The 26,379-nt window shown below is 65.2% G+C and carries 22 protein-coding genes and 1 tRNA gene; 9 read left to right on the plus strand and 14 right to left on the minus strand.

Features of this window, described 5'->3' with window-relative positions; translation table 11 throughout:
- Nucleotides 1-149 precede the first annotated feature (149 nt).
- The 13 genes from ACGTNF_RS13645 to ACGTNF_RS13705 all read right to left on the minus strand — a co-directional run bounded on the left by ACGTNF_RS13645 (nt 150) and on the right by ACGTNF_RS13705 (nt 12,513).
- Nucleotides 150-1,091, minus strand: a complete 942-nt coding sequence (locus ACGTNF_RS13645) for a GIY-YIG nuclease family protein (protein WP_394602142.1) — start codon at nt 1,089-1,091, stop codon at nt 150-152.
- Nucleotides 1,088-2,521, minus strand: a complete 1,434-nt coding sequence (locus ACGTNF_RS13650) for a restriction endonuclease subunit S (protein WP_394602143.1) — start codon at nt 2,519-2,521, stop codon at nt 1,088-1,090. Before ACGTNF_RS13650 ends, ACGTNF_RS13645 begins: the two co-directional genes overlap by 4 nt.
- Nucleotides 2,518-4,497, minus strand: coding sequence for a type I restriction-modification system subunit M (locus ACGTNF_RS13655; RefSeq protein WP_394602144.1), 1,980 nt, complete (start codon nt 4,495-4,497; stop codon nt 2,518-2,520). The genes ACGTNF_RS13650 and ACGTNF_RS13655 overlap by 4 nt, the downstream gene beginning before the upstream one ends.
- A 127-nt stretch (nt 4,498-4,624) precedes the next feature.
- Nucleotides 4,625-5,134 carry a helix-turn-helix domain-containing protein gene (locus ACGTNF_RS13660; RefSeq protein ID WP_394602145.1) on the minus strand — a complete coding sequence of 170 codons (510 nt, stop codon included), beginning with the start codon at nt 5,132-5,134 and terminating at the stop codon, nt 4,625-4,627.
- Between the two features lie 160 nt (nt 5,135-5,294).
- On the minus strand, nt 5,295-5,870 hold the full coding sequence (locus tag ACGTNF_RS13665; protein ID WP_394602146.1) for a hypothetical protein: 576 nt from the start codon (nt 5,868-5,870) through the stop codon (nt 5,295-5,297).
- 101 nt (nt 5,871-5,971) lie between these two features.
- Nucleotides 5,972-7,903 (minus strand): DUF927 domain-containing protein, encoded by a 1,932-nt coding sequence (locus ACGTNF_RS13670; protein ID WP_394602147.1) that lies wholly within the window; start codon nt 7,901-7,903, stop codon nt 5,972-5,974.
- The gene (locus ACGTNF_RS13675; RefSeq protein ID WP_394602148.1) at nt 7,893-8,852 is read right to left on the minus strand and encodes a toprim domain-containing protein; all 960 of its coding nucleotides are present in this window, start codon (nt 8,850-8,852) and stop codon (nt 7,893-7,895) included. The genes ACGTNF_RS13670 and ACGTNF_RS13675 overlap by 11 nt, the downstream gene beginning before the upstream one ends.
- A gap of 3 nt (nt 8,853-8,855) precedes the next feature.
- Entirely contained in the window at nt 8,856-9,533 is a 678-nt protein-coding gene (locus ACGTNF_RS13680) for a primase/helicase family protein (protein WP_394602149.1), read from the minus strand.
- A gap of 68 nt (nt 9,534-9,601) precedes the next feature.
- On the minus strand, nt 9,602-9,937 hold the full coding sequence (locus tag ACGTNF_RS13685) for a hypothetical protein (protein ID WP_394602150.1): 336 nt from the start codon (nt 9,935-9,937) through the stop codon (nt 9,602-9,604).
- Nucleotides 9,934-10,167: a helix-turn-helix transcriptional regulator gene (locus ACGTNF_RS13690; RefSeq protein WP_394602151.1), complete on the minus strand. Its 234-nt coding sequence runs from the start codon at nt 10,165-10,167 to the stop codon at nt 9,934-9,936. The genes ACGTNF_RS13685 and ACGTNF_RS13690 overlap by 4 nt, the downstream gene beginning before the upstream one ends.
- Nucleotides 10,168-10,247: 80 nt before the next feature.
- Nucleotides 10,248-10,925: a hypothetical protein gene (locus tag ACGTNF_RS13695; protein WP_394602152.1), complete on the minus strand. Its 678-nt coding sequence runs from the start codon at nt 10,923-10,925 to the stop codon at nt 10,248-10,250.
- A 101-nt stretch (nt 10,926-11,026) separates the two neighbouring features.
- Nucleotides 11,027-12,274, minus strand: coding sequence for a tyrosine-type recombinase/integrase (locus ACGTNF_RS13700; protein ID WP_394602153.1), 1,248 nt, complete (start codon nt 12,272-12,274; stop codon nt 11,027-11,029).
- Between the two features lie 162 nt (nt 12,275-12,436).
- Nucleotides 12,437-12,513, minus strand: a tRNA-Ile gene (locus ACGTNF_RS13705).
- 126 nt (nt 12,514-12,639) lie between these two features.
- Between ACGTNF_RS13705 and ACGTNF_RS13710 the strand changes: the two genes are divergently transcribed.
- The gene (locus ACGTNF_RS13710; protein WP_394602154.1) at nt 12,640-13,662 is read left to right on the plus strand and encodes a CNNM domain-containing protein; all 1,023 of its coding nucleotides are present in this window, start codon (nt 12,640-12,642) and stop codon (nt 13,660-13,662) included.
- Here ACGTNF_RS13710 and ACGTNF_RS13715 read toward each other — a convergent pair.
- Nucleotides 13,640-14,692 carry a hypothetical protein gene (locus tag ACGTNF_RS13715; protein WP_394602155.1) on the minus strand — a complete coding sequence of 351 codons (1,053 nt, stop codon included), beginning with the start codon at nt 14,690-14,692 and terminating at the stop codon, nt 13,640-13,642. The two genes, ACGTNF_RS13710 and ACGTNF_RS13715, sit on opposite strands and share 23 nt — an antisense overlap.
- Before the next feature lie 355 nt (nt 14,693-15,047).
- Between ACGTNF_RS13715 and ACGTNF_RS13720 the strand changes: the two genes are divergently transcribed.
- The 8 genes from ACGTNF_RS13720 to ACGTNF_RS13755 all read left to right on the plus strand — a co-directional run bounded on the left by ACGTNF_RS13720 (nt 15,048) and on the right by ACGTNF_RS13755 (nt 26,350).
- The gene (locus tag ACGTNF_RS13720) at nt 15,048-16,607 is read left to right on the plus strand and encodes a pyridoxal phosphate-dependent decarboxylase family protein (protein ID WP_394602156.1); all 1,560 of its coding nucleotides are present in this window, start codon (nt 15,048-15,050) and stop codon (nt 16,605-16,607) included.
- 17 nt (nt 16,608-16,624) lie between these two features.
- The gene (locus tag ACGTNF_RS13725) at nt 16,625-17,953 is read left to right on the plus strand and encodes a lysine N(6)-hydroxylase/L-ornithine N(5)-oxygenase family protein (protein ID WP_394602157.1); all 1,329 of its coding nucleotides are present in this window, start codon (nt 16,625-16,627) and stop codon (nt 17,951-17,953) included.
- Nucleotides 17,950-19,122 (plus strand): MFS transporter, encoded by a 1,173-nt coding sequence (locus ACGTNF_RS13730; protein WP_394602158.1) that lies wholly within the window; start codon nt 17,950-17,952, stop codon nt 19,120-19,122. The genes ACGTNF_RS13725 and ACGTNF_RS13730 overlap by 4 nt, the downstream gene beginning before the upstream one ends.
- A 3-nt stretch (nt 19,123-19,125) precedes the next feature.
- Entirely contained in the window at nt 19,126-21,603 is a 2,478-nt protein-coding gene (locus ACGTNF_RS13735; protein WP_394602159.1) for a GNAT family N-acetyltransferase, read from the plus strand.
- Between the two features lie 148 nt (nt 21,604-21,751).
- Entirely contained in the window at nt 21,752-22,288 is a 537-nt protein-coding gene (locus ACGTNF_RS13740; protein WP_152478370.1) for an RNA polymerase sigma factor, read from the plus strand.
- Between the two features lie 81 nt (nt 22,289-22,369).
- Nucleotides 22,370-23,155 carry a siderophore-iron reductase FhuF gene (gene fhuF, locus ACGTNF_RS13745; protein WP_394602160.1) on the plus strand — a complete coding sequence of 262 codons (786 nt, stop codon included), beginning with the start codon at nt 22,370-22,372 and terminating at the stop codon, nt 23,153-23,155.
- Nucleotides 23,152-24,099 carry a helix-turn-helix transcriptional regulator gene (locus ACGTNF_RS13750; RefSeq protein ID WP_394602161.1) on the plus strand — a complete coding sequence of 316 codons (948 nt, stop codon included), beginning with the start codon at nt 23,152-23,154 and terminating at the stop codon, nt 24,097-24,099. The genes fhuF and ACGTNF_RS13750 overlap by 4 nt, the downstream gene beginning before the upstream one ends.
- Nucleotides 24,100-24,205: 106 nt before the next feature.
- Nucleotides 24,206-26,350: a TonB-dependent siderophore receptor gene (locus tag ACGTNF_RS13755; RefSeq protein WP_394602162.1), complete on the plus strand. Its 2,145-nt coding sequence runs from the start codon at nt 24,206-24,208 to the stop codon at nt 26,348-26,350.
- The last annotated feature ends 29 nt before the right edge of the window (nt 26,351-26,379 follow it).

Consider the following 26,379-nt stretch of genomic DNA (forward strand, 5'->3'; position numbering starts at 1 on the left):
GATTTCGGCACGGATCTTCGGTGTCGTCGTCGCTTGCTTATGCAGCTTGATGTCCATGAATCTGCTCCCGGATGAATTGCTGAAGAAGCTCTCTGGCGGCTAGCAGAGGATAACTTCTATAGGCGATTTGATCATCCGGGACCCTACAGCTAGTCTAGGCAAGTCTCCTCGATAGAGGCAGCGGCGCTCACCTGCTGATCCTGCCAGGCGGCGTAGGTCTGGCCGTTGCCCTCAACCTTCCAGTGCTCGCGCCCGTTGGCACTGCGTCCAGAGACCACCGCAGCGGCGGCGCTGGGGCTCGAGAAGGCATAGTCGCTGGCGAAGCGGCGCAGCCCCTGCTCGGCCTCCACCAGCACGCCGTCGTCGCAGAGCTGCTGGTAGAGGTTCTGGTAGCCGCCATCGGCGCCGGTCCAGCTACCCCGGGCCAGGGACCCCTTCAGCACGTAGAACTCGCCGTCGATCTCCTGGCCCAGGGCCCTGATCCCGAAACGGGGCACCTCGGCGACGAAGCGCGGCGAGGGCTGGCGCTCGGTCTCGGCGGATTCGGAGGCGGCGCTGGAGGGCATCGGGCGGTCGCGCAGGAAATCGAGCCCCAGCACCGGCAGCACGGTGCGGATCTGCTCCAGGAAGAAGGCCATGTCGGCCCTGTCGGCCTCGGGAAGGCCGATGTATTCATGGGCGGTGCCATTGATCAGCCGGCTGCGCCCGACCTCGCCGGCGTTGTGGATCAGCAGGCTCTCGAGGTACTTCACGTGGGCCTTGGTCAGATTCTGGTCCTTGCTGGTGACCAGGCAGACCTTCTCCCAGAAGTCCTTGCCGCCCTTCTCTTCGGGGCGGTTGTGCTGCTTGAGCCGTGTGGCCACGTCGTCGCTCTCGCCGATGTAGACCAGCGGGCGCAGGCTGTTCTCGGGGTCCGGCCCGACCAGGAAGTAGATCCCGGTGCGGCCGCACTCCGGGCGCTGCACCAGCTCGCTGAGCTTGCTGCGAGGCCCGGTGAGCACGTGGCCGGTCCAGTTCATGATCTCGGCGGTGAGCAGGCCGTTAGGCGTGCCGTCCACGAGGAAGAGCCGGATGCTGCGTCCCTGAGTCATACCGCCTCCATGGGGGCGTCCTGATCGGCTGGCACCGCGTCGGCCGGCGGCGTCCAGCCACGAACGTCGATCTTGCCGGTAACAGCGGCGGAGATCAGGGCAGAGCGGCGTTCTTGGAGATAGTGGATTTGATCGGCAGCCAACTCCATTAGTCTATCCATCTTTACAAGCCTGGCTTGAACACCTTGGGCGATTAGCTCCTGCTCTTCCATTTCTGGAAATGCTATTTTGCAGGATTCGACTTGGTCTGAGCTTACATTAAACTGAGCAGTACCCGTGACTTGATCAAGCACCTGCTCATAAAATGACGAACTTTGGATAACAAGTTCCAGGTAATTGCCTAGCAGCCCTCTTTCAAGCACGAAGCGCCCTACACGCTGATTCAGCTGTGCCGGCAGGTCGTCACGATTCACTATCGCATAGTTCCCAAGACTCCCTGTGTCGCCAATACTTCCAGACATGCCGTAAAGAATGTCACCTCCAGCTAACTGAAACCGGGAATCGCAATCCTCAGGAGGTATTTTGACTGAATTTTCAAGATCCAGCCTCCCTCTTTTAAGGTTGTTCATCCGAACGATCGTCACTCCATCTTGTGAGAATCTGGATGAATTAAAGGCGTACCCACCTTGTAGGCGACAAACATGACCGAGCTTACATACCTCCCAATGCGCCGGCACTTTCCCCAGCCACTCCACGCCCGAGTCCTTCATCAGCACGTCGGGATCGAGGCCCTTGGTCACGGCATGGGAGATCACCGCCTGGCGCTTCTCCTTGAGCAGCGCGATCAGGCGCTGCTGCTCCTCCACCAGGGCGTCGATGCGGGCAGTCTCGTGGTCGAGGAAGTTGGAAATAGCTACCTGCTCTAGTACCGGAGGACAGGGCATTTCAAGATTAGAGAAGGTTTCCGGGCGAACAACCTTTCTGAGGCCAGTGTAAAAAGGCCTCAGCCCTTTCCTCAAGTCAATGTGGTAGTAATAATAGTAAACATAGCCGGGGTGTGATTCTGGCAATGCCTTCGCAACAGAATAAGCTCCTGTAATCATTCCGTGGAGACTAGAATAGCCAACAGTCCGTGGCGTCTCATCAATATCAAATAGACAAAAAACGACGTCTCCAGGCTGAACAACTTGGTAAGTATCAAACTCTGCCGGGTACTTTCCTTTACCATCGAGGTCTCTGGGAACCACACCTCTAAGTGTCAGAGAAAGAAGCTGATACTGACTTCCACTTTTACCGACAGGCCTGCTGACAATGCGGAACATCCGTTTATTTCGCTCTACCTGCCAGTGCGCCGGCACCTCTCCCAACCACTCGACGCCGGAGTCCTTGTATTCGGGATACGCGGGAAAGGTACTCGGGCTGTCCCTGCCCTCGCCCTTCGGGCCAGCCGCTTCGCGTCTGTTCAAATTTGATCCCTTCAAATTTGTCATGCCGACAGCTCCTCGATCATTGTCTTGATCCGGTCGGTGCAGGCCTTCAAGTCGGCGTCGATGGCCTCCAGCGGGCGCGGCGGCTCGAAGGTGTAGAAATGCCGGTTGAAGGGGATCTCGAAGCCGACGATGCCGATGCGGCCATCCAGTTCGTCACGCTTGTCCTCGTCGATCCAGGCGTCGGGGACGTGAGGCTTCACCTCGCGCTCGAAGTAGTCGAACACCGACTCGTCCAGCGGCACGTTCTCGTTGTCACGCAGGCCGCTGTCGGGTTCGGGATTGCCCTTCTTGTCGGTGCAGATCTCGGCCTCGGGGTCGCGCTCGGACAGGGCGTTGAGGATCGCCTTCAGCAGCGGGGCGCCGACCTTGAGGCCGGTGGGCTTGAGCGTGGCCTTCAGGTCCTTGGTGAAGGCGTCTCGGTTGGTGTAGCGGCACTCGGCGCCCAGGGTGGCGCAGGCGGCCCTGAGGGCCTCTCTGTCGGCTTCTGAGAGCTTCTGTAGGGCCTTCTCGTCATCGAGCCTGGCCAGGCGCTCGGGGCTCGCCTGGAAGTTGAGGCGCAGCGGCCGCTCGACGGTGATGCGCCGGTAGCCGAAGGCCTCCACCGGGAAGATCTTGCTCTCCTCGGTCTCCTGGAAGGCGCCGTAGCCACGCACGATCTCGTCGATGTCGCGGTCGGTCACGTACTGACGCTTGCTGCCCAGCGACTTGCGCATCTTGGTGTAGCGCTCGGTGGCGTTGATCAGCTGCACCTTGCCCCGCCGCTCGGCCGGCTTGTGGTTGGAGAGCACCCACACGTAGGTGGCGATGCCGGTGTTGTAGAACATGTCCGTGGGCAGGGCGACGATCGCCTCGACCAGGTCGTGCTGCAGCAGGTAGCGGCGGATCTCGGACTCCCCGCTGCCGGCCCCGCCGGTGAACAACGGCGAGCCGTTGAGGATGATGCCGATCCGCGAGCCGCCGTCCTTGGGGCTGCGCATCTTGCTGACCAGGTGCATCAGGAACAGCAGCGAGCCATCGGAGACGCGCGGCAGGCCGGGGCCGAAGCGGCCGTCGTAGCCCTTCTGCTTGTGCTCGTCGGTGACCTGCTTCTGGACCTTTTTCCACTCGACCCCGAACGGTGGGTTAGCGAGCATGAAATCGAAGCGCTCGGCGGGCAGCTGGTCGTCGGAGAGGGTGTTGCCGAGCTTGATCTGGGCCACGTCCTGGCCCTTGATCAGCATGTCCGCCTTGCAGATGGCGTAGGACTCCGGGTTCAGCTCCTGGCCGTGCAGCGACACCGTGACCCGGTCGCTGACCTGCTGGATGTACTCGTCGCTCTCGGAGAGGAAGCCGCCGGTGCCCGCCGTGGGGTCGTAGACGGTGGCGATGCGGTGCGGGCGCAGGGTCTCGTCCTGGCCGGTCAGCACCAGCGAGGTGGTCAGGTGCACGATGTCGCGGGGTGTGAAGTGCTCCCCGGCGGTCTCGTTGGAGCTCTCGGCGAACTTGCGGATCAGCTCCTCGAAGATCACCCCCATGCCGTAGTTGGTGATCCGCTCCGGGCTCAGGTCGATGCTGGCGACCCGCTGCACCACCTGGTAGAGCAGGTCGTTGGCGGCGAGCTGCTGGACGAAGTCCTCGAAGTGGAAGTGATCGAAGATCTCGCGGGCGTCCTGGCTGAACGCCTGCACGTAGCTCATCAGGTCGTCGGCGGTCTGGGTATCCGAGAGGGTGCCCAGCGTCAGCGGCGAGGCGTTGAAGAACTGCTGCTCGGCCGCCCTAAGCAAGAGCTTCTCACGCACCGCCTCGGGCTTGGCCTGGTGCTCCTGGGCCCCGGCCAGCACCGCCGCCTTGGTCGGCGCCAGCACGCATTCCAGGCGCCGCAGCAGGGTGAACGGCAGGATCACCCGCCCATACTGGGACTGCTTGAAATCGCCGCGCAGCAGGTCCGCGACGGACCAGATGAAGGCCGCCGTCTGAGAGTGACTGTCCGTGTTCACGATGCTTCCCCACGTTGATGAATCTGGTGATGTTGATTGTGGCCATCATACACAGCGAAGCGAAGTGAGGGGCAGGGGTAGGCCGCCACCCATACAAGCCTGCCCTCCCTTTGAGCGACGGCGGGTATCAATACTCCTCGGGGGCAACCTCGGCCATCAGCTCAGCGAAGCTCTTCAGCCCATCGGTGGGGGCATCGTTCAGGTTATAGGCCTGCCGCTCCAGCCGGATGGCCTTGGCCAAGGCCTCGAGGCCGCTGTTGAGGCTGCGCCCGAATCGATCGTAGTTCTCTTCCGTGATGGGCATGATCGCCAGGGTGGCGGCCAGCCGGTCGGAGATGCTGCGCCAGCGGGCGATGGCCTGGCGGTGCTCGAGAAGCAGCGAGACCGCCTCGTCGCTGGCCTGCTCGATGAGGACGTCGTCCTCTTGGTGCGCGACTCCACTGCGCGAAGGGGCGCGGCTCAACTTGACCTTGGTCGCCTCGCGCACGGGCTCGGTCAGGTCACGCTGCCAGCCCTCGGCCTGGGCCTTGCTGCGGATGGTCGATTCGGGGATGCCGTGCTTGGCGGCGAGATGGCGGATGGAGAGCTGGCCGACGCGGTAGTCGCGCTGGCAGGCCTCCCAATCGTGCTTGCTCATGATGCGATCCTCCCGGATGGCGTGATGAGAATGTCCAAAGTTACTGTAGGACTGAAGGTGCACCGACATGAGCGTAACTGTCGGGGAGTATCATCAGCCATCAGTCATCAATAGGCGTAACGAATAGCTGTTGGCAGACAGCCCTCAGGGTTGCTCTAGTTTACATTGTCACCCCTCTCAGCATCGCATTAGCAGCCCTCCTGCCGGCATTGGCGCGGCGGTGGGCCTGGGGCTCGGCATATGCCGCTGCCGCCCATGCTTCGACATACTGGCGGGCCAGTTTGTCGGCCTCGACTTCGGGCCGGCCCGTCAGACGGTGCAGCAGGTAACACCAGTCATCCGGCACCAGCTCGCAGTGGCGGGCAACATAGGTCATCCAGGGCGGCTCAACGTCGCTTGATGCTGCCGCCAGGGCTTCGATTGGCGGTGGCGCGGGGTAAGCCGGCCAAACCGCCTTGGCAGCCTCCACAGCAGCGGAATCCCCCAGCAGGTGACCAGCATGCCGGCGGGCGTCATCAACATCGAGTGCTACTTCGAAGGCGTCATCTACCACGGTCAACAGCTCGGCCCGCACCTGCTGACTCAGAGGCACTAGTGTCTCGCGTAGGCGATGCGCAAGCTTGGGCCCAAGGTCGCGCCCCGCATCGGCCAGGGCGGCAAGCAGCATCTCGATCTCACGCTCTTGTCCTACTTCGCGTTGCTCTGCCTGCTTGTCGTGCTGTCCCACCTGTCCCATGCGTCCCGACGGCTCAACTGCGGGGGGTTGTGGCGGGACGCGTGGGGGACAGGGGGTGTCCCGCGGCGTCCCAGCGAAGGCGCGATAAACGTCTTCCAGGCTCATGCCAGTCCCTCCTCACTCTCACTTGGGCGGACCGCATATAGGCGGCGGCGGTTGCCGTTGATCCGCACGCGCACGGACCGCGCGCCAGCATCGCGTTCGACGAGCCAGCCGGCCGTCTCAAGGGCTTCGGTACCGCGCTTAAGGTCGAAGCCACCCAGCGCCTCGATCAGCCCCTCGCTATTGAACAGGTAGGTGCGACCCTTAGTATCTTCACGCCACCAGCCGGCCCGGTTGTAGACCGTCGGGGTACGGGCCGGGTCGCTCTCGACGCTGCTGAAACGGGAATCGCCATGTCGCTCGATGAAGCCGGACACGTTGGCCAAAATCTGCTCATGCTCGGACCTGACGCCGCCCTGCCCGGCAGCCCAGGCGTGGAATGCCTGGATAGCGGCGGCCATCGCCTCGCCTTCCTGCCAGCCCGTCAATCCGAACTCAGTGGCCAGCTCACCGGCCAGGCCGATCAGCGCCAGCACCTTGGCGGCCCGACCGTGGAGTGATCGCGTTGCGGCGAAGCCAGGTAGTTGTGCGAAGCGATCCACCTCAGCTGCCAGGTCGCGTTTCTCGGCCACCAGCCGCTCAATAAACGCCGGCCCAAGGTGGCCATAATGGCGAGTCACCTCGCTTTTCAGGTGATCCGCGAAGGCGCGACCATTGGCCAGGTGGTGCAGGTAGTCGAACGCCCCGTGGCGACGCCTGGCGGGGATGTCTAGCAGCCGGACGGCCTGCCCGGCATGAGGCCGCTTTCCGGACTCTGTCATGTGGGCAGCCAGGGTGCGCTCGCCGCTGCTTAGCAGCGCGACGCGCCAGCGATTGGGGAGACGGGCACTGCCACTGCGGTTGGCGCGGGCCTTGCCAGTGCCGTTGCCCAAGGCATAGACGGTGGCGCCAATCTCGCGGCCATCGGCCTCGCCGATCTCGTCGAGTATCAACGCTGTATCGCTCAGGGCGGCGGCTACACCCTCCAACCCATTGCTGGTGGCGCGCCAGGTGCGCTTGAAGTCGGGCCCGCCCCATACGCTCGCCGCGACCTCCAGCAGAGTGGTCTTGCCGTTGGATGAATCGCCCACCAGATGAATGCCGGCGGCCTGGCGGTGCGTCAGGTTCAGCAGCGGACCTGCCAGGGCCGTGGACACGGCTAGCACCATCAGCGGGTTGTCGCTGCAAAGCCGTCCAATTTGCTCTTGCCAGCTCGCCAGACTGCCGGCGGTGGTGAAGTGATCCTGAGTGGAGCTCTCGCTCTGGAAGATGATGCGGTTCGCCAACTCGCCCTGGGCAATGGTGCACCGGGGCATGACGAACGCCCGCCTCTCATCCATCTGATGCCAGCCCACGCGCGTCGCCGCCACCACTACCTCATCAGGCACCTGCTTCGCCGCCCACTGATTCAGCTCCTTGAAAGCGTCGGGCTCGATGCGAACGCCCATGTCCAGCAGCTCGCCGCGCATCTCTTCACCGCTACCCTTCAGCAGCCGCAACGGCATCGCCCACTGACGCCACGGGCCATACAACGGCTTGAGGCGAAGCAGAAGCCCGTGGTTGTTGCCGCGTTCATCGTGGGTGGCGGCCAGGCACTCGATGGGGGTGCATACGCGCTTTTCGAAGGGCTCGGCGTCTCCACCACCCCGGGGGTAGCGCTGCCCGTGAAAGTAAAGCCCCGGCGGCCCGTACTGGGTAGGGGTCAGATAGCAGGCGAAAGAAGGCCTGCTGGGCGCCTTGGCCTGGGTCGGCTCGGCCGCGCTAGGGTCCTCCTCGCGGGCGATGGGACACAACGGGACAAAAGGCGTCTCGGTAGTGTCCCGGTTGGAAGCCGCGTCATTGCTGGGCTGGGACACTGGGGTCAAGTGGGACACGTCCGGCGGCGTATTGGCAGACTCAGGCGAGTCCGGCTGCCAGATGGCGGTCTCGGAGTCGCGGTACTCACTCACCATGGCCACCTCCCAGCCGACAAAGGCGCACGTCGGCAAAGTCGGTGCAGGTCTTGCAGCCCTGGCAGAAGCTCGGCATCAGCAACCTTGCGTCGATGGCCAGTGCAGCATGTCGGGCAGCGACTCTTCCCTTGTTGGTGAGCCCCCGGGCCGGCAGATGGCGATCATCATCACCACAGATGGTGATGTCAGCATCGGGGAGCCGCTGGCGCAGGCGAAGAGCGACCGGGGTCAGGTTGTCGGCGTTGCGCGCGACCACGACCGGGCAGCCCATGGCGTCATGCAAGACGGCGGCGGTACTCCAGCCCTCGGCCACCAGCAGGCGCTCGGCGCCAGCCCGGCGGCCGATCAGGCTTGCCACGCCTCTTACGCGACCTCCAGCCAGGGTGCGCTTACTGCCGTCGGGGAAAATGCGCTCCAAGTTGACCAGCTCCCCATCGTGGTACATCGGCATCAGCAGCATCTCGCCGCGCTTGCGCAGGTTGTGGGACGGCAGCCGCTTTCGCTCCAGGTAGGGGTGGGCCGGATCAGCGGGGCGGGCCTCGGTCCACCAGCGACGTGCCTTATCGGCTACCTGCGCCTCTCGCTGCTGGCGCTCACGGTCGCGTCGATCGCGGTCGCGCATGGCGTCCAGACGAGCCCGGGCTGCGGCCTCGGGATCAGCGGGGCCGTGCAGCGTCACAAACTCAGAAATGCCCGAGTGCCAAAAGCCAAAGCTCGCCGCCTGAGGGCTATGGATGAGATACCAGCCGTTGGCGTTGCCCTTGGGCTTATCGGGCGCGTCGAACCGCTCGAAGCGGCCTGACGCCCTAGGTAGCAAGCTCACGCCGTAGGCGGCCAAGGCGTCAGCCAAGGCGGCCTCGATGGTCGAATTTTCGCGTGACGTCGCCCTAACATACGCTTGCGCCTGCCACCTGGCCGACACAGCCGTCTTCGTTTCTACGGACTTCATCAATCACTTCTCCTTCGCCTCGCGGCGGTGGTCGTGATGGGTGGAACTGCCAGGGAATTCCTCCAGACACTTTGCCATGCACTCGAGAATGGCGCAGATACGCTCGAGCTGCTCTCGTTCACCTTCCTCCACTTCCCCGGCTTTTCCGTCGTGCTGGCAACACCTCTGCTTCGTGAAATCATCACGGGTGATGCTAAGGGTGCAATCTCTCTCACAGTTATCGTCGACCAAAATGGCCACAGAAACATTCGACGGCAGTAGCTTCCGGAGTTGCCGAGAGACCGACATCAATTTTTGAGGACCGGTAACCATCACGACAGGCAGTCCGGTTTCCTCGTGGGCGGCAGCGCATGCAGAATACTGCACACCAACCAGCACCTGACCGGACGCCGACAACTGTTCGACAAGAGGGGCAGTGTCGGAACCATCCCTACCATCGGGAGCTGGCTTGTTCCGAGTGGAGCCATCCCCAGCCTCGACATACTCGAGGCTGATCTGGCCATCCATGAAGTAGAGCGGATTCAGGAGGGTCGCCCCGGTCATGCTCATGGGGGACTTGCCGATCCCCCTGGCCAACAGGTAAGTGCCATCCACACGGGAAGGGTGGGGGCCGGCCTGCCGACAAGCCCCATTCCCGTGACCCTTGCTCTTGTAATACCCAGTGATAGGATCAATTGACATAATCACCTCCTGTCATCTGCGACGGTGGTATGTGTCTTCACGCTCCGGCTAGCGCATGCCAGTAACCTTTATGCTGCTTCCTTTTGCGACAGTGCCGCACGCACTGTGGCAAAGGCGACCGTCTTCCATGGCCCAGAGCTATTGGCGAACTCTTCAACGATCGATTCGCGCAGGGTCGTGCCGACGCCCGAAATGTCCAACAATCCCAACGGGCGACGCAAGCGAGCGCGACGGGACCGGAACATTGCCAGATGGTAGTAGGCAGGCTCGCTGACAGGACCGCCATCTCCGAAGCTCAACATATATAGCCCATGGCCGTGCCATCGACACACGTTGATCTCGCGTGCAGCTAGGTGGCAAGCAAGTGCAAGGCTCTGGGTCCGACGATGAGGCAAAATGCTCATTCCCCCTCCTCCCGCTCGCTGCTGGTTACCCTGTGGCTGTCCTCAATACGCTGGTCGATCCACCTGTCGATTTCAGAAGCGACCCAGGCTACTGCGCGAGGACTAATCTGGATCGGCGCCGGGAAGTCTCCGGCATTGATGAGGCGGTGCAGGGTAGAGTTCGAGATAGCGCAACGGCGCAGAACCTCGGGGCGGCGTACAAGACTGACGTTGTGGGGTGTATTGGCCATGCTTGATTCCTCTCGGAATGAATGCATGGCCAAGGTTATCGGCCCGAGCACGACTTAAAAATAGACGGGAGTACTGCCGTCTAATTTCCGAGCCTCCTCCCCCGCTTCCTGGCATAGTCCGGTGCAACCGTATTGATGTTTTTTCTAATCGTCTCCAAGCCCATCCCCCAGCAGCTTAGCGGTCGATTATCGCCCAACTCCTTGAGGCGCTGAGCCTCTCTTTGAGCGTCTTCTTGCACTTCAAGGGCGACATCCTTGACGCGCTTCTCGCAAGCGTGATCCTCATCCCAAATCTGGATAGCCCTATCCCTCATCCACTTCCGGCCCAGCTGCTGTATCTGTTTTATGTTGTTTTTTCCACGACTATATTCGGCGCGGAGAAGTTGAATTGCCTTCACGCTAAGTGCTTGATAGCTCTCATGGCTAGGGAGTGTAAGTCCACGGTATAGATAGCCTAGAAGTAGTGCAGCGATTGGTTCGGCATCGGAAATTGGCGTCTCGGACCGGGCTAGGAGGCGCTCTATCAGTTCAGAGCACAGTTTCGTTTCCGAGTGCCGCACCGGAGAACTGTTGCTTTCAGCCTCTAGGCACCTCATCTGCGCGAGCATCTCCAAGAGAACTTCCTGACCTTGTCTTAGGCTGCCATCATCGTTGAGCAAATGAAGAGGTGATGCCCTGCCTTCACTGCCAGCAATGTTGCAGTACTGGTTGACATACTTGGGGACATCGAGTCCGAATTGCTGCTCGTTATCAGACATCTCGCTCCTCCTCGCGCATTGCATGGAAGGGATGGATGGCGGAGGCCATGAGTTAGGGTCATCAGACCTAGCTTGCCTAAGGGGTGGTGGCGCCGCGTGAATCAAGTGACAGTGCGAGGCGACTGAACGCTGTCAGTGTTATCTCGCAACTCGTCAAGATAGTCCGCCCACGTCTGTAGCATCTCCCGCCGCTGGTCCAGGTACTTGGTCCGATTGTAGGCGCGGCCGTTGGGGTCCTTCACGCTGTGGGCCAGCTGCTGCTCGACGTAGTGCTCCGGGTAGTTCAAGCGCTCGGCGATGATCGTCCTCGCCGTGGCCCTAAAACCGTGGGCGGTCTGCCTTCCCTTGAAGCCCATGGAGTCCAGGGCAGCCTTCATCGTGTTCTCGGACATCGGCCGCTGGCTGCTACGCAGGCCAGGCAATACAAAGTGCCCACCACCGGTCAGCGGATACAGTTCGCGCAGTATGATCAGCGCCTGACGGGGCAGAGGCACGATCAGCGGTGCTGAGTTCTTGCTCGGCTGGAAACTCCAGGTGGCCTCGTCGAGATTGAAGTCCTCCCAGGCAGCGTGACGCAGCTCTCCGGGCCGAACGAACAACAGGGAGGCTAGCTTCAAGGCAGCAATCGTGACGGGCTGGCCGCGATAGCCGTCAATGGCACGAAGGAGGCCAGACAGTTCGTCGGGGTCGGTGATGGCCGGGTAATGGCTTACCGTCGGGTGTCGCAAGGCCCCCCGCAGATCGGCCGCGGGGTCGCGCTCGGCGCGTCCGGTGGTAATGGCATAGCGCATGACCTGTCCCACGACCGTCTTGATGCGGATGGCAGTTTCCAGATGCCCCCGTTTCTCCACCTTGCGGAGGCACTGCAACAACTCGAGCGGGGTGATGTCGGCCACGGGGCGGTTGCCCACGTAGGGGTATACGTCTCGTTCCAGGCGGCGCTTGTTCTTACTGTAGTGGGCTGGCACTACATTATGCCGGTGGACCTCTTCCAGCCATTCGGTCGCCACGAGCCTAAAGGTGTTGGCCAACGCGGCCTTACCCTCCAGCTTAGAAATCTGCTTGGCGGTGCTGGGGTCCGTCCCTTCAGCCAGCAGCTGCTTGGCCTTGTCCCGAGCGTCTCGGGCCTGGGCAAGCGACACACCCCCGCCCTTCTCTCCATAGACACCGATGGCCAGGCGCTTTTCCTTGCCATGGAAGCGGTATTTCAGCCGCCAGTACTTCCCCCCACTCGGCGTCACCTCAAGGTACATGCCTCCCCCATCGGACAGGCGGTAGGTCCTGTCGCGGGGTTTGGCATTGCGAACGGCGGTAGCGGTGAGCTTGTTCGTCTGGCGGGAATGGCTCATGGGGGCACCTACTGAGCGACAAGTAGCCTTGCCCCCATACATGCCCCCTAAACTAGGGGCATGTCAAGAATCTCTATGGCACTTCTTGAAACGAGAAAATGTCTCTGAGCCCGCTTATCATGGGGCTTATGGCACGTTCTGAAATTCGGAGGGATGTGCTTTTGGTGGGCCCAGTAGGACTTGAACCTACGACCAAGGGATTATGAGTCCCCTGCTCTAACCAACTGAGCTATAGGCCCTTATCAGCGGCTGCGTATGATAGCGAAAGCCGAGAGACAAGGCCATAGCCGCTGGCCTTGCGAGGGGGCGATGGCTCGGGAGAAGATGCCCAGGCTCGACCCTCCTTGGCCACTAGAAGAGACCCCATGTTCCTGCTGATCGGCTTCGCAGTCCTTTCCATCGGCGTTTCCTTTCTCTGCTCGCTGCTCGAGGCGGCGCTGCTCTCCACCACCCCGAGCTACGTGGCCCAGCTACGCGAGACGAAGCCCAGGCTGCACGCGCGGCTCAATCGCCTGAAGCAGAACATCGATCAGCCGCTGGCCGCCATCCTCACCCTGAACACCATCGCCCATACGGTGGGCGCCACCGGCGTCGGCGCCCAGGTCACGGTGGTGTTCGGCGAGGCGTGGCTGGGGGTGGCCTCGGCGCTGATGACACTGTTGATCCTGTTCGTCTCCGAGATCATCCCCAAGACCATCGGCGCCACTTACTGGCGGCAGCTCGCCGGCATGCTGACCACCACGCTCGATGCGATGATCTGGTGCCTCAAGCCCTTCATCTGGATGTCCGAGCAGATCACCAAGCGGATCGGCAAGGACGCCATGGACACCGACATGCGCGGCGAGATCAAGGCGCTGGCCCAGATCGGTCAGGAGGAGAAGGCGCTGGACCCGGAAGAGACGCGCGTGATCGTCAACATCCTCAACCTGCACGATATCCCCGTGAAGGACGTGATGACCCCGCGCACCGTCTCGGTGACGGTGAAGGCCGGCATGACGGTGAAGGCGTTCGACGACGAGCTGGGCCACTCGCCCTTCACGCGCTTCCCGGTGATGGATGGCGGCGAGCAGGCGCTGGGCTACATCCACAAGGCCGACACCTACCAGGCCGACGACGATGTCGACCTCAAGTCGCTGATGCACTCGGTGCCGACCATTCAGGCCGAGGACAACGTCGAGCAGGTGTTCACCATGATGGTACTGGGCCGTCAGCACCTGTGCGTGGTCTACGACGACCTCGGCACCTGGGTCGGCCTCATCACCCTGGAAGACATCATCGAGACGATCCTCGGCCAGGACATCGTCGACGAGACCGACAACGTGGCGAACCTGCGCAAGTACGCCCGCCAGCGCTGGACCAAGCAGCTCAAGAAGCAGGAATCGCCGTGAGCTCCAGTATCGTGTAGGGCGCCTCGCAGGCGTGGCGTTCGTCGCGCTCGTCCACGCTGCCGAGCTCGAGGTTGCGGTCGTTGTCGTAGGCCACGAACAGCCGCTCGCGGTCGAGCACGGCCAGGCCCTCGGCCTTGTGCTCGAACTCCAGCGCTTCGCCTTCGGGCGTGGTCACCAGCCGCGGCGTCACGCCGTCGCGGAATTCCTCCAGGCCGAGCTCCCACAGGTAGCCGCCGATGCGCTCCCGGCCGCCCTCCTCGACCTCGAAGCTGGTCAGGAAGTAGAGCCGGGCGTGGTAGGGATCGTACTCCAGGCTCGAGAGCCCGCACTCGAAGCGCACGCCGTCCTGCTCGTGGGGCACGAAGCGGAAGTGCTCGCGCAGGGCATCGATGAACTCGATGTTGCCGCTGTCGGTGATCTGGTAGTGCGCGCCGACCACGCGGCTGACGTACGCGAAGTCGTCGTGGGCGTTGCCCTGCTCGCGCACGCCGAACAGCAGCAGGCCGTCGCCGCGCTCGCCGGGCACCGTGGCCAGCCCCTCGAGCTTGTAGTAGGGGTAGCCGATGGCGAGGTTGAGCTTGCGCCGCAGCTCCAGCGAGCCTTCCACGCCGTCGCGCGGGTCCGGGTCCACCACCTGCACCGCCTCGGGTTCGCCGAGCGGCCAGATCAGCAGGTGGTTGTAGTCGTTCAGCCCGTGGCCCTGCTCCTCGATGCGGTCGAAGCCGGTCACCGCCAGCACGTGGCGGCCGTCGGTGGTCAGCGCGAAGTCCTCGTACTTCACCGCCTGCTGCAGGCGCGCGGCGGAAAGGTATTCCAGTTGCGCGTCGTCCGGGCCCTCGGGCGTCAGCGGCAGGGCGAAGACCGCGGAGCGCTCGTCGCCGGGCACCGGCTTGTCGCTGGCCATCAACAGCCGCTCGCCGTCATACAGCACGGCGGAGATCTCGGCGTTGACGAGCTCGCCGGCGTCGTCGCGCAGGCCGGCGGGGAAGCAGTGGATCGTGCCTTGCTGAAGAATCCGGGCTTGGGCCATGGTCGGTCTCCGTCGGAAAATGTCGAACCCGCTCAGGCTAGTACGCCCGGCGGGCCTCACGCGATACGACAGCGCCCGCGCGGGTTCGTCTCCTTGTTCGCTGCGCATTTTCTGCACGGGCTTCCCTCTTCTCTATTCCCTCCCCCCTCTTCCCTCCCCCGTGTCCGCCCATCCACCGCCGCTTGAATAAAAAAATTCTTATTCACGGTTCAGTTCCGCGCCTCGCCTGCGTCATCACTCCTGCACACATCATTAATGATAAAGATTTGTATTCGTAAGGGAGCATTGTCTCGTGCTCGCGAGGCATCAGGCGCCGGGCCATGTGGCCCGGCCAGGCAGAAAGAACGAGGTGCCCATGACATCACGGATTGAAGCGCCCGGGCCGCGGCTCGGTACCGAGCCCGCCCCGCTGGCATCCCATCAGCTGTTCAACGCCCGGCACGCCGAGGCCTACTGGCAGCAGGCGACCCGCTGCATCGACCTGGTTCGTCGCAAGGTGGCCGAGGTCGAGCGGCCCTTCACCGGCGCCCGGCCCGAGGAGCTGCGCGGCCGCTTCGAGGCCATCGACCTCGACGCGCCGCTCGGCGAGCTGCGTCCGGCCCTGGAGGAGCTGGAGCACGTCTACCTGGACGACGCCGTCTACTTCCATCATCCGCGCTACGTGGCCCACCTGAACTGCCCCGTGGTGCTGCCGGGCGTGCTCGCCGAGGCGATCCTGGCGCCGATCAACTCCTCGCTGGACACCTTCGACCAGAGCGCCGGCGGCACCTTCATCGAGCAGTCGCTGATCGACTGGACGGCGGAGCGCATCGGCCTCGGCGAGGACGCCGACGGCGTGTTCACCAGCGGCGGCACCCAGTCGAACCTGATGGCGCTGATGATCGCCCGCGACCATCACGGCGCGCGCCAGGACCGCCCCGGCGGCAACAAGCAGCAGGGCCTGCCGGCGGACCATCGGCGGCTGCGCATCCTCGGCTCGGAGCTCAGCCACTTTAGCCTGCAGAAGTCGGCGGCGATCCTCGGGCTCGGCTACCAGGCGGTGATGCCGGTGGCCACCGATGCGGACTACCGCATGGACCCGCAGGCGCTCAAGGCGCGCCTCGAGGAGTGCATCGCCCTCGACCTGGTCCCGATCGCGGTGGTGGCCACCGCCGGCACCACCGACTTCGGCAGCATCGACCCGCTCGAAGAGATCGCCGCGCTGTGCCGAGAGCATGGCATCTGGCTGCACGTCGACGCCGCCTACGGCGGGGGCCTGCTGTGCTCGCGCCGCGAGCGCCACCGCCTGGCCGGCATCGAGCACGCCGACTCGGTCACCGTCGACTATCACAAGACCTTCTTCCAGCCGGTGAGCTGCAGCGCCTTCCTGGTGCGCCGCGGCAGCGACCTGCGCCACGTCACCCATCACGCCGACTATCTGAACCCCGAGAGCCAGGCGCTGGCCGGCACGCCGGACCAGGTCAACAAGAGCCTGCAGACCACCAAGCGCTTCGACGCCCTGAAACTGTGGATGACGCTGCGCATCATGGGCGCCGACGCCCTGGGCGAGATGTTCGAGCGGGTCATGGACCTGGCCGACGAGGCCCACGCACGGCTGTCCGCCCGGCCCGACATCGAGGTGCTGCTCGACCCGCCGCTCAGCACCCTGATCTTCCGCTACCGGCCCGAGGACCTCGATCTGGACGACGAGGCGCTGGACGCCCTGAACGCCCACGTGCGCGCCGCCCTCTCGCGCCACGGCGAGGCGGTGATCGCCGCCACCCGGGTCGATGGCCGCCGCTACCTGAAGTTCACCCTGCTCAACCCGGAGACCACCGTCGACGACCTCAGCGCCATCGTCGAGCGCATCGGCGCCCACGCCCGCGCCTGGTGCGATGGCGCCGCCACCGCCTCGGCCCACGCCGTCGCCTCCTGATGCCACGAGACTTGTCCATGACCCAGCACGTTCACGACTTCATCGCCATCGGCCTCGGGCCCTTCAACCTGGGGCTGGCCTGCCTGGCCGATCCCATCGAGGAGCTCGAGGGGCTGTTCCTCGAGCGCCGCGACGGCTTCGACTGGCACCCGGGCATGCTGCTGGAGGACGCCACCCTGCAGACGCCCTTCCTCGCCGACCTGGTGACCATGGCCGACCCCACCAGCCGCTTCAGCGTGCTCAACTACCTGAAGCAGCAGGGCCGGCTCTACAACTTCTATATCCGCGAGAGCTTCTTCCTGCTGCGCAACGAGTACAACCGCTACTGCCAGTGGGCGGTGGAACAGCTCGACAGCGTGCGCTTCTCCACCGAGGTGGAGCGGGTGGAATTCGAGGAGGCCAGCGGCCTCTACCGCGTGAGCTGCCGCGACACCGGGAGCGGCGAGGCGCGCGAGTACCTGGCCCGCCATCTGGTGCTCGGCACCGGCACCACACCCTGGCTGCCCGAGGGCTGCCGCGACGTCGAGCCGCGGCCGATGCACTCCGGCGAGTACCTCCAGCGCAAGGCCGAGCTGCAGCGCCAGCCGGCGATCACCGTGGTCGGCAGCGGCCAGAGCGCGGCCGAGATCTACCGCGACCTGCTCGCCGACATCGACCGCTTCGGCTACCGGCTCGACTGGATCACCCGCTCGCCGCGCTTCTTCCCGCTGGAGTACGCCAAGCTGACCCTGGAAATGACCTCGCCGGACTACATCGACTACTTCCACGCCCTGCCCGAGGCGACGCGAAACGCGCTGACGCGGGAACAGAAGGGCCTCTACAAGGGCATCAACGAGGACCTGATCAACGACATCTACGACCTGCGCTACGCCAAGGAGCTGGTCGGCGAGGTGCGCTCGTCGCTGTTCACCAACGCCCAGCTCGAGACCTGCCGTTTCGATGCCGAGCGCGGCGAGTACGACCTGACCCTGTGGCACACCGAGCAGCAGCGCCACTATCGCCATCGCACCCAGGCGCTGGTCATGGCCACCGGCTACCGCTACCACATGCCGGACTTCCTGGCGCCGATCGCCTCGCGCATCGCCTTCGACGAGGCCGGGCGCTTCGCGGTGGGCCGCTTCTACGACATCGACGGCGGCGAGGGCCGGCTGTTCGTGCAGAACGCCGAGCTGCATACCCACAGCCTGGCAGCCCCGGACCTGGGCATGGGCCCCTATCGCAACGCCTGCCTGATCCGCGCGATGACCGGGAAGGAGATCTATCCGGTGGAACGACGCATCGCCTATCAGCGCTTCGGCGCGCCCGACGAGGCGGTCTTCGAACCCGAGCAAGCGGAGCCCGCATGACCCCGACGCCCTGGCTGGTGGCGGTGACCGCGGTGGCGGTGATCAGCGATGCCATGCTGCTGCCCTTCTACCCGCAGTTCTTCGACGCGCGCTTCGGCGTGACGGACCCGTCCCACATCGGCGCCTACCTGGCGATGAGCTGCCTGGTGGTGCTGGTGGCGCTGCCCGCCTGGGCGCGCCTGGCACGCCGGGTCGGCACCCTGCCGCTGCTGCTGGTCACCCAGCTGGTGGCGGGCGGGCTCAGCCTCGCCTGCGCCGTGGTCACCTCGCTGCCGTGGTTCTGGGGCCTGTCGCTGGCGATGCTGGTGGCCAAGGCCAGCTACCTGCTGGTCTACCCCTACCTGATGCACTTCGAGCCCCAGGATCGCCACGCGACCCTGATCGGCACCCTCTCGGTCGTCGTGCACGCCGGCGGCATCCTCGGCGCCATGGTCGGCGGCCTGGTGCTGGAGCACTGGGCCGCGGCCCAGGTGTTCCGCGTGATGGCACTGGGCGACGCCCTGCAGGTCGCGGTCTGCGCCTGGCTGATCCGCCGCGGCCGCGCGCCGCATGCGGCACCGGCCACCGAGCGGGGGCCGGCCTCCAGCGGCGCCATCCTGCGTCTGGGCCTGGTGATGCTGCTGTTCTACTTCAGCGCCTATCTGGCACGGCCGTTCTTCGCCCGCTACTGGGAGCTGGCCTCCGGGCTCTCCGGCGAGGTGCTGGCGGGCGCGGTGTTCGCCATCCCCGGCGCCGTGGCGGTGGCCCTGCTGGCGATCGACCTGCTCGCGCGCCGCCCCGCCGGCCAGGCCATCCTGCTGCCGCTGGCCATCGGCCTCGTCGGCCTGCTGCTGCAGGCCAGCGGCGAGGTCGCCGCCATCCTGGCCGGCCGGGTGCTGTTCGGCTGGGCGCTGTTCCGCATCACCGTGCGCCTGGAGCTGCGCCTGTTCCAGCTCAGCACGCCCGACCGCTACGCCAGCGACTTCAGCAAGGTCCACGTCTTCCAGGGCCTCGGCGTGCTCGTCGCCTCCTGGGGCGCCGGCCGCCTGGTCGAGGCCTTCGGGCTGACCGCCCCCTTCCTCGTCGCCGCGACGGGCCTGGCGCTGTGCGCCCTGGCCTACCGGCGACTGCTGGCCGGCGCCGAGACGCGCCCGGCCGCCTCCTCCGATTCCGTTTCTGCAAGGACCTGATCCATGACCCTGTTCCAACCGACGCCGACCACCCAGCCCCTCTATTCGCGCCACGCCCAGGGGCTCGGCACCTTCTCGCTGCGCCCGCTGCACCTGCCCGAGGACCTGGCGCTGATCCACGAATGGGTCACCGCGCTGCGGGCCCATTTCTGGGGCATGCAGGGCCACTCGCCGGAGCGCGTGCAGGCCTTCTATCGCGAGCTCCAGGAGAGCGAGCACGCCCAGGGCTACCTGGGGCTGTTCGACGGCCGGCCGGCCTTCCTGGTCGAATGCTACGACCCGCGCCACGACCCCATCGGCCGCCACTATGACGTGGCCGAGGGCGACCGCGGCATGCACTTCCTGGTGGCCCCGGCCGAGACGCCGCTGCCCGGCTTCAGCACCCAGGTGATCACCGCCATCCTGGCCTTCATGTTCGAGGATCCGGCGACGCGTCGCATCGTGGTGGAGCCGGACGTCAATAACCGCCAGATCCATCCGCTCAATCGCCGGGTCGGCTTCGTCTACGACCGCGAGGTCGCGCTCGAGGACAAGACCGCCCATCTGGCCTTCTGCGACCGCCAGGGCTTCGCCGCGGCGGTGAGCCGGCAGAACCCGCGCCTGGATCCGGCCCTCGCCGCCGACCCGGCCCGCGCCGCCGGCCACCTGCGCCCCGAACTCTGGGCCCGGGCCAACCGCTGGCTGATCCGCAAGGCGATCGCCGAGTTCGGCCACGAGCGGCTGCTGGCCCCCGAGGCCGTGAACGCCGACACGGTTGACGACGAGGCCGCCGACTATCGGCTGAGCGCCCCCGAGGGCAACGTCGAGTACCGCTTCCGTGCCCGGCGCCGGGCGCTGGATCACTGGGCGATCGAGCTCGACTCGCTGGAGAAGCGCATCGACGGCGCCCCCGCCGAGCTCGACGCCCAGCAGTTCATCCTCGAGTTCCGAGGCCCGCTCGGCATCGGCGAGGCGATGCTGCCGCTCTATCTGGAGGAGGTGGCCAGCACCCTGTTCGGCGGCGCCTACAAGCTCGACGGCACCCGCCCGGACGCCGCGGGGCTGGTCGACGCCGACTTCCAGACCCTGGAGGCCGCCATGACCGAGGGCCATCCGGTGTTCGTGGCCAACAATGGCCGCATGGGCTTCGACGCCGTGGACTATCACGCCTACGCCCCGGAGGCCGCCGCGCCGATCACCCTGGTGTGGCTCGCCGTGCACCGCGAGGACGCCCACTACAGCGCCATCGAAGGGCTCGAGTACGAGGCCCTGCTGTGCGACGAACTCGGCGAGGCGACGCTTGAAGACTTCCACCGCCGCCTCGAGGCCCGCGGGCTCGATCCCGCCGACTACCTGCTGATGCCGACGCATCCGTGGCAGTGGTTCCACAAGCTGGCCATCACCTTCGCCGGCGAGGTCGCCCGCCAGCGCATCGTCTGCCTGGGCTACGGCAGCGACCAGTACCGCGCCCAGCAGTCGATCCGCACCTGGTTCAATACCAGCCGGCCGAGCCGGCGCTACGTGAAGACCGCGCTGTCGATCCTCAACATGGGCTTCATGCGCGGCCTCTCGCCGAGCTACATGCGCGCCACGCCGGCGATCAACGACTGGATCAAGCGCCTGGTCGACGGCGACCCGGAGCTCCGCGCCCAGGGCTTCACGGTGCTGCGCGAGGAGGCCGCCATCGGCTTTCGCCGCGACGCCGTCGAGCCGGCCTTCGACACCTACAGCGCCTACAAGAAGATGCTGGCCTGCCTGTGGCGCGAGAGCCCGGAGCACTACCAGCAGGACGGCCAGCGACTGATGACCATGGCCGCGCTGCTCCACGTCGACGGCGACGAGCGGGCGCTGCTGCCGCGGCTGATCGCGCGCTCGGGCCTCACTACCGAGGACTGGCTGTCGCGCTACCTGCGGGCCTACTTCCGCCCGCTGCTGCACTGCTTCTTCGCCTATGACCTGGTGTTCATGCCCCACGGCGAGAACCTGATCCTGCAGCTCGAGGACGGCGTGCCGGTGCGCGCGATCATGAAGGACATCGCCGAGGAGATCGGCATCATGAACGTCGATGCCGAGCTGCCCGAGGCCATCGCCCGCATCGCCGTGGACGTGCCGGAGCCGCTCAAGGTGCTGTCGATCTTCACCGACGTCTTCGACTGCTTCCTGCGCTTCATGTCGGCGATCCTCGTCGAACAGGACGACATCAGCGAGTCGCGCTTCTGGGCGCTGGTGGCCGACTGCGTGATCGACTACCAGCGGGACCATCCCGAGTTCGCCGACAAATTCGCCCGCCACGACCTGTTCGCCCCGGAGTTCACCCGCTCCTGCCTGAACCGGCTGCAGCTCAACAACCACCAGCAGATGATCGACCTGGCCGACCCGGCCAAGAACCTGCAGTTCGCCGGCACCCTCGACAACCCGATCGCCACCTACCGCCCCGCCGCCGCGGCGCTTGAGGCAGATCGCGAGCGAGCGCGCGAGGAGACCGAGGCCACGCCGAGCTGATCGCTCGGCTCACCGACGCCATGCCCGTCATGGCGTCGGCGAGTGCACACTTCGCCCGGGGGCCCTCTCCCGGGCGATTATATTTGATAATGATAATTATTATTGAATAGAATCACCGCTCCGGCACAACGAACGGAGCGTTTCACGAATGGATGCCACGACCCTCGATACCCTCTTCCGCGCCCACGCCCGGGACATCACCGCCTTTCTCCGTCACCAGCTGCCCTGCCCCGACCTGGCCGACGATCTGTGCCAGGAGGTGTTCCTGCGTCTCGGTCAACAGCCATCCGGCCGAGGCGCTTCCGGCACGCGACTGGAACAGCCCCGCGCCTACCTGTTCCGCATCGCCCGCAACCTGCTCATCGACCATCATCGCCGCAGCCAGGCGCGCCCCGCCGACCGGCCGCTGGAGGACGACGACCTTCCCTGCCTGGCCTGCCCCTACGCCGCGGTTCCCTCAGACCCCGAGGCGGCCGCCGAGCGCCGGCTGTGCCGCCGCGGCCTCGCGCGCACCATGGCGGGCCTGCCGCCGCGCCTGCGCCAGGCGCTGGTCTGGCATCGCCTGGAAGGGGTGCCCCAGGCCGAGATCGGCCGCCGGCTCGGCGTCTCGGAGCGCATGGCGGGCCGCTACGTCAAGCAGGCCATCGTCCACTGTCGCGACCGGCTGATGCCCGCCATGGCCTGACGCGCCTCACGAAGAAGCGATCTTTGATAACGATTCCCATTTGATCTACCATGGCACCACGCTTCTTCCGGTGAATGCGCCATGACCCTCGCGCTGTCACAGCTCTATCGCGGCCCCCTCGACTTCCTGACGCCGCCTCGCATCGAGGCGACGCCGGGCGACGACGTCATCGCCGCCAGCCACCTGCTCGACCCGGCCTACCTGGAGGCACTGCTCGAACGCTACGGCGCCCAGTACGGCCACGGCGACCGCCGGGCGGTGGCCTCGCTGTGGTCCAAGTGGCACTTCGCCGGCCTGGCCGCGCACGGCCTGGCGACCAACCTGCTGCTGGAGCGCGACCTGCCGCTGGGAATCGACGAGCTGCATGTGGTCCAGACGCCCGAGGGCCAGACCGCCGGCTTCAGCCTGCGCCACGCCGGCCGACCGCTCGCCGAGCTCGACGGCCTCGGCCGCTTCGCCACCCTGCTCGACGGCCACCTGATCCCGCTGATCGAGACCCTGGCCACGGTGTCCGGCGCCTCGCCCAAGGTGTTCTGGAGCAACGCCGGCAGCTATGTCGAGTACTTCGCCGGCGCCATGGCCGATCACCCCATGGGCTCGCCGGCCGCGGCCGAGCCCGGCCTGGCGCTGATCTCGTCCCGCCACCTGCCCGACGGGCGCCGCAACCCGCTCTATCAGGCGGTGCGCCACGTGGTGCCGGCCGACCCCGAGGCGCCGACCCGCATGCCGAAGACCTGCTGCATTCGCTACCTGCTCGACGACCTCGGCTACTGCGCCAACTGCCCGCTGGAGTGCCGGCGCAAGGCCAAGGCCGCTAAGGCCGCGAAGGCCGCACAGACGGCGACGGTAGAACGGACCGCCCCATGAGCGCCGCGTCCGGCGTGCGCCAGCACACCGCCCGCGACCTGCAGGCCTACGGGCGGCGCTACGGCATCGACTACCGGGTGCCGGCACTCGTCTCGCGCGAGGAGGAGCCGGTGATGCGTGGCGTGGTGCGTGAGCTGTCGCTGGGCCAGGGCATGGAACTGGTGACCTCCGACGTGGAAGTGCTGCACCGCTACGACTCCCGCTCCCACGCGCCCTCACCGCTGTCGATCGTGGTCATGCTGGAAGGCCGCGCCGAGGTCAGCCTCGAGGACCGCACCCTGATGCTGACCCCGGGCATGGCGCTGAGCCTGCGCCTCGATGCGCACCACGGCCTGCACGCCACCCAGCCCGCCGGCCAGCGCCTGCGTGCCCTGACCCTGGGCCTCAGCGAGTCACGCCTGGCCGAGCTGGGCCCGGCGCTGCCCGACCATGGCGGCTCGCGGATGCACGCCTGGCGCCCGCCGAGCGCGCTGCTGCAGGGGCTCGAACAGGCGCTGGCGACACCGCTGCCCGCCCCGGCCCAGAGGCTGCTGCTCGAAGGCCTGGGGCTACAGCTGCTGGCCCACGGCCTGCCACAGCCTCCCGCCCGGAACGATCACGCGGCCGAGGCGACGCGCCCGGCGCCGCGGGAGCGCCAGCGGCTCGAGCGCGTGCGCACCGCCCTCGAGCAGGATCCCGCCGCCGAGCATCGCCTGGAGGCGCTGGCCGAGCTCGCCGCCATGAGCCCCGCCAGCCTGCGCCGCAAGTTCCGCGCGGCCTTCGGCGTGAGCGTCTTCGACTACCTGCGCGACTGCCGACTGGGCCTCGCCCACGACTACCTGAGCCGCGGCTTCAGCGTGCAGCAGGCCGCCCACTTCTGCGGCTATCGCCACGCCAGCAACTTCGCCACCGCCTTCCGCCGCCGCTACGGCGTGCCGCCGAGTTCCCTGACGAAAGCCTGCTGATCGCTTCGCATAGAGCATTGAGCGCTGCGCATACCTCAACCGGCAACCCAAAAAGCAATAATTCTCATTAGTTAATGAATCAAATAATCGCCACAGGAACCTCTGCATGCCGACCCCACGTCCCCTGGCGCTGGCCATCGCCCTCGCCGCCGCCGGCGTCGCTCTCTCCGCCCAGGCCCAGAACGCGTCTCAGAACACCGAGAATCTCTCCACCGTGACCGTCACCGGTCAGGCGGCTACCAAGACCGAGACGCCGTTCAACGAGACGCCCCAGGCCACCTCGCGGGTCGAACGAGAAGAGTGGGAACAGAAAGGCGCAGAGACGGTACAGCGCGCCCTCGACTACACGCCCGGCGCCTTTACCAACCAGATCGGCGCCTCCAACCGCTACGACTACATCGTGCTGCGCGGTTTCACGGACGGTAGCGTCAGCAACACCTTCCTCGATGGCCTCAAGCTGATGGGCGATGCGGGTAGCTACAGCTCGCTGAAGATCGACCCTTACATGCTGGAGTCGATGGAGGTGGTCAAGGGTCCCGCTTCCGTGCTCTATGGCCGGGCCTCCCCGGGCGGCCTGGTATCGCTGACCAGCAAGCGCCCCGAGTTCACGGATGAGATGACCGGCGAGGTCACGGCCGGCTACGGCAACCGCGATCAATACCATGCGGGCTTCGATGTCACCGGCAGCCTCGACGACAGTCAACGAGCCGCCTTCCGCATCACGGGCATCACCCGCGGACAGGAGACCCAGTTCGAGCCGGTCGAGGAAGAAAGCTACGCCATCGCGCCAACCGTCACCTGGGATATCACGGACAAGACCACCCTGAACCTCAACGCCTATATCTCGCGTGAACCGGAGGGGGGCTACCACGCGGGGATGCCCTACGAGGGCACGGTATCCAGTCGCTTCGGCCGCCATATCGATAACGATACCTTCGAAGGCGAACCCGGCCACGACAGGTTCGAACGCGACCAGACGCTGCTGGGTTACGAGCTGGAGCACCGCTTCAGCGACAGCCTGACGGCGCGTCAGAACGTGCGGTACCTGGAATCGGATGTTACCAACCACCAGGCCTATGTCACCAGCTATGCCACCGATACCGAGATGAATCGCGGCTACCTGGAATCCGAGGAAAGTCTCGAGGCCTGGACGGTCGATAACCAGCTCGAATACCGCCTTGACGCAGGGAGTGTGAACCACCGACTGCTGTTCGGTGCCGACTACCAGTACCGTCAGACCAATACTGAAGATGCTTATGCATACGATATTACCGGGCCAGCACCAGACTACGAGGTACTCGTTCCCGGACTCGCTCCCATTGATGTGTTCGACCCTGAATATGGAGCAGATCCTCTCCCGGTCACTCCCACTTACGAAAAGGACCGCACGCTCGAGCAGATCGGTGCCTACTTCCAGGATCAGATCAGCTGGGGCAACTGGCATGCGATGCTGGGTGGACGCCATGACTGGGTAGAAATCGATAACTCCGACAGACTGACCGGCAGCGATAACTCCCGGGAGGACACCCAGTTCAGCGGTCGCGCCGGCCTGCTCTATAGCTTCGACAACGGCGTTTCCCCCTTCATCAACTACACCACTTCGTTCTCGCCCAACAGCCTCGCGAAGAACGATGGCACCATCCTGGAGCCGACGGAAGGGGAACAGATCGAGACCGGGATCAAGTACCAGCCCAACGGCACGTCAGATCAGTACAGCCTGACGGCCTTCCATATCACCCAGGAAAACGTGGCGACCAAGGAAAACCCCGACGCCGAATACGAGACCATCGGCGAGATCCAGTCGCAGGGCATCGAGCTCGAGGCACGGATCCAGCTGGCGGAAGCGTTCAGCGTGCATGCGGGTTACACCTACACCGATGCGTCCTACGAGGAGACTGGAAACAGCTACAAAGGCAACCAGGTAAACTCCGTGCCGGAGCAGACCGCTACCCTGTGGGGCTTCTATCATGCCTCTAGCGGCCCGATGCTCGGCCTCGAGGCGGGTCTTGGTGTCCGCCACTACACCGAGAGCTATGCCGACCGCGACAACACCGAGAAGGTCCCGAGTTACACCCTGCTCGACGGGATGATCGGCTATGACTTCAGCGAAATGGGCCTGAATGGCGTCAGTGCTCGCCTGAACGTCAACAACCTGCTCGATAAGGACTATGTCGCTTCCTGCAACAGCATCAACTACTGCTACTTCGGCGCCGAGCGCAGCGTGAAGGCGACCGTCAGCTACGACTTCTAAACCGCCTCGATGCCGCATGTTCACGCCAC

Source organism: Halomonas sp. B23F22_10, from assembly GCF_043496975.1.
Lineage (GTDB): Bacteria > Pseudomonadota > Gammaproteobacteria > Pseudomonadales > Halomonadaceae > Halomonas > Halomonas smyrnensis.

Coding starts and splice junctions, on each gene's coding strand:
- ACGTNF_RS13755 (WP_394602162.1), top strand. CDS start 24,206: ATGCCGACCCCACGTCCCCTGGCGCTGGCCATCGCCCTCGCCGCCGCC.
- ACGTNF_RS13730 (WP_394602158.1), top strand. CDS start 17,950: ATGACCCCGACGCCCTGGCTGGTGGCGGTGACCGCGGTGGCGGTGATC.
- ACGTNF_RS13650 (WP_394602143.1), bottom strand. CDS start 2,521: ATGACAAATTTGAAGGGATCAAATTTGAACAGACGCGAAGCGGCTGGC.
- ACGTNF_RS13680 (WP_394602149.1), bottom strand. CDS start 9,533: ATGTCAATTGATCCTATCACTGGGTATTACAAGAGCAAGGGTCACGGG.
- ACGTNF_RS13720 (WP_394602156.1), top strand. CDS start 15,048: ATGACATCACGGATTGAAGCGCCCGGGCCGCGGCTCGGTACCGAGCCC.
- fhuF (WP_394602160.1), top strand. CDS start 22,370: ATGACCCTCGCGCTGTCACAGCTCTATCGCGGCCCCCTCGACTTCCTG.
- ACGTNF_RS13685 (WP_394602150.1), bottom strand. CDS start 9,937: ATGAGCATTTTGCCTCATCGTCGGACCCAGAGCCTTGCACTTGCTTGC.
- ACGTNF_RS13740 (WP_152478370.1), top strand. CDS start 21,752: ATGGATGCCACGACCCTCGATACCCTCTTCCGCGCCCACGCCCGGGAC.
- ACGTNF_RS13675 (WP_394602148.1), bottom strand. CDS start 8,852: ATGAAGTCCGTAGAAACGAAGACGGCTGTGTCGGCCAGGTGGCAGGCG.
- ACGTNF_RS13670 (WP_394602147.1), bottom strand. CDS start 7,903: ATGGTGAGTGAGTACCGCGACTCCGAGACCGCCATCTGGCAGCCGGAC.
- ACGTNF_RS13645 (WP_394602142.1), bottom strand. CDS start 1,091: ATGACTCAGGGACGCAGCATCCGGCTCTTCCTCGTGGACGGCACGCCT.
- ACGTNF_RS13750 (WP_394602161.1), top strand. CDS start 23,152: ATGAGCGCCGCGTCCGGCGTGCGCCAGCACACCGCCCGCGACCTGCAG.
- ACGTNF_RS13660 (WP_394602145.1), bottom strand. CDS start 5,134: ATGAGCAAGCACGATTGGGAGGCCTGCCAGCGCGACTACCGCGTCGGC.
- ACGTNF_RS13735 (WP_394602159.1), top strand. CDS start 19,126: ATGACCCTGTTCCAACCGACGCCGACCACCCAGCCCCTCTATTCGCGC.
- ACGTNF_RS13665 (WP_394602146.1), bottom strand. CDS start 5,870: ATGGGACAGGTGGGACAGCACGACAAGCAGGCAGAGCAACGCGAAGTA.
- ACGTNF_RS13710 (WP_394602154.1), top strand. CDS start 12,640: ATGTTCCTGCTGATCGGCTTCGCAGTCCTTTCCATCGGCGTTTCCTTT.
- ACGTNF_RS13690 (WP_394602151.1), bottom strand. CDS start 10,167: ATGGCCAATACACCCCACAACGTCAGTCTTGTACGCCGCCCCGAGGTT.
- ACGTNF_RS13725 (WP_394602157.1), top strand. CDS start 16,625: ATGACCCAGCACGTTCACGACTTCATCGCCATCGGCCTCGGGCCCTTC.
- ACGTNF_RS13695 (WP_394602152.1), bottom strand. CDS start 10,925: ATGTCTGATAACGAGCAGCAATTCGGACTCGATGTCCCCAAGTATGTC.
- ACGTNF_RS13700 (WP_394602153.1), bottom strand. CDS start 12,274: ATGAGCCATTCCCGCCAGACGAACAAGCTCACCGCTACCGCCGTTCGC.
- ACGTNF_RS13715 (WP_394602155.1), bottom strand. CDS start 14,692: ATGGCCCAAGCCCGGATTCTTCAGCAAGGCACGATCCACTGCTTCCCC.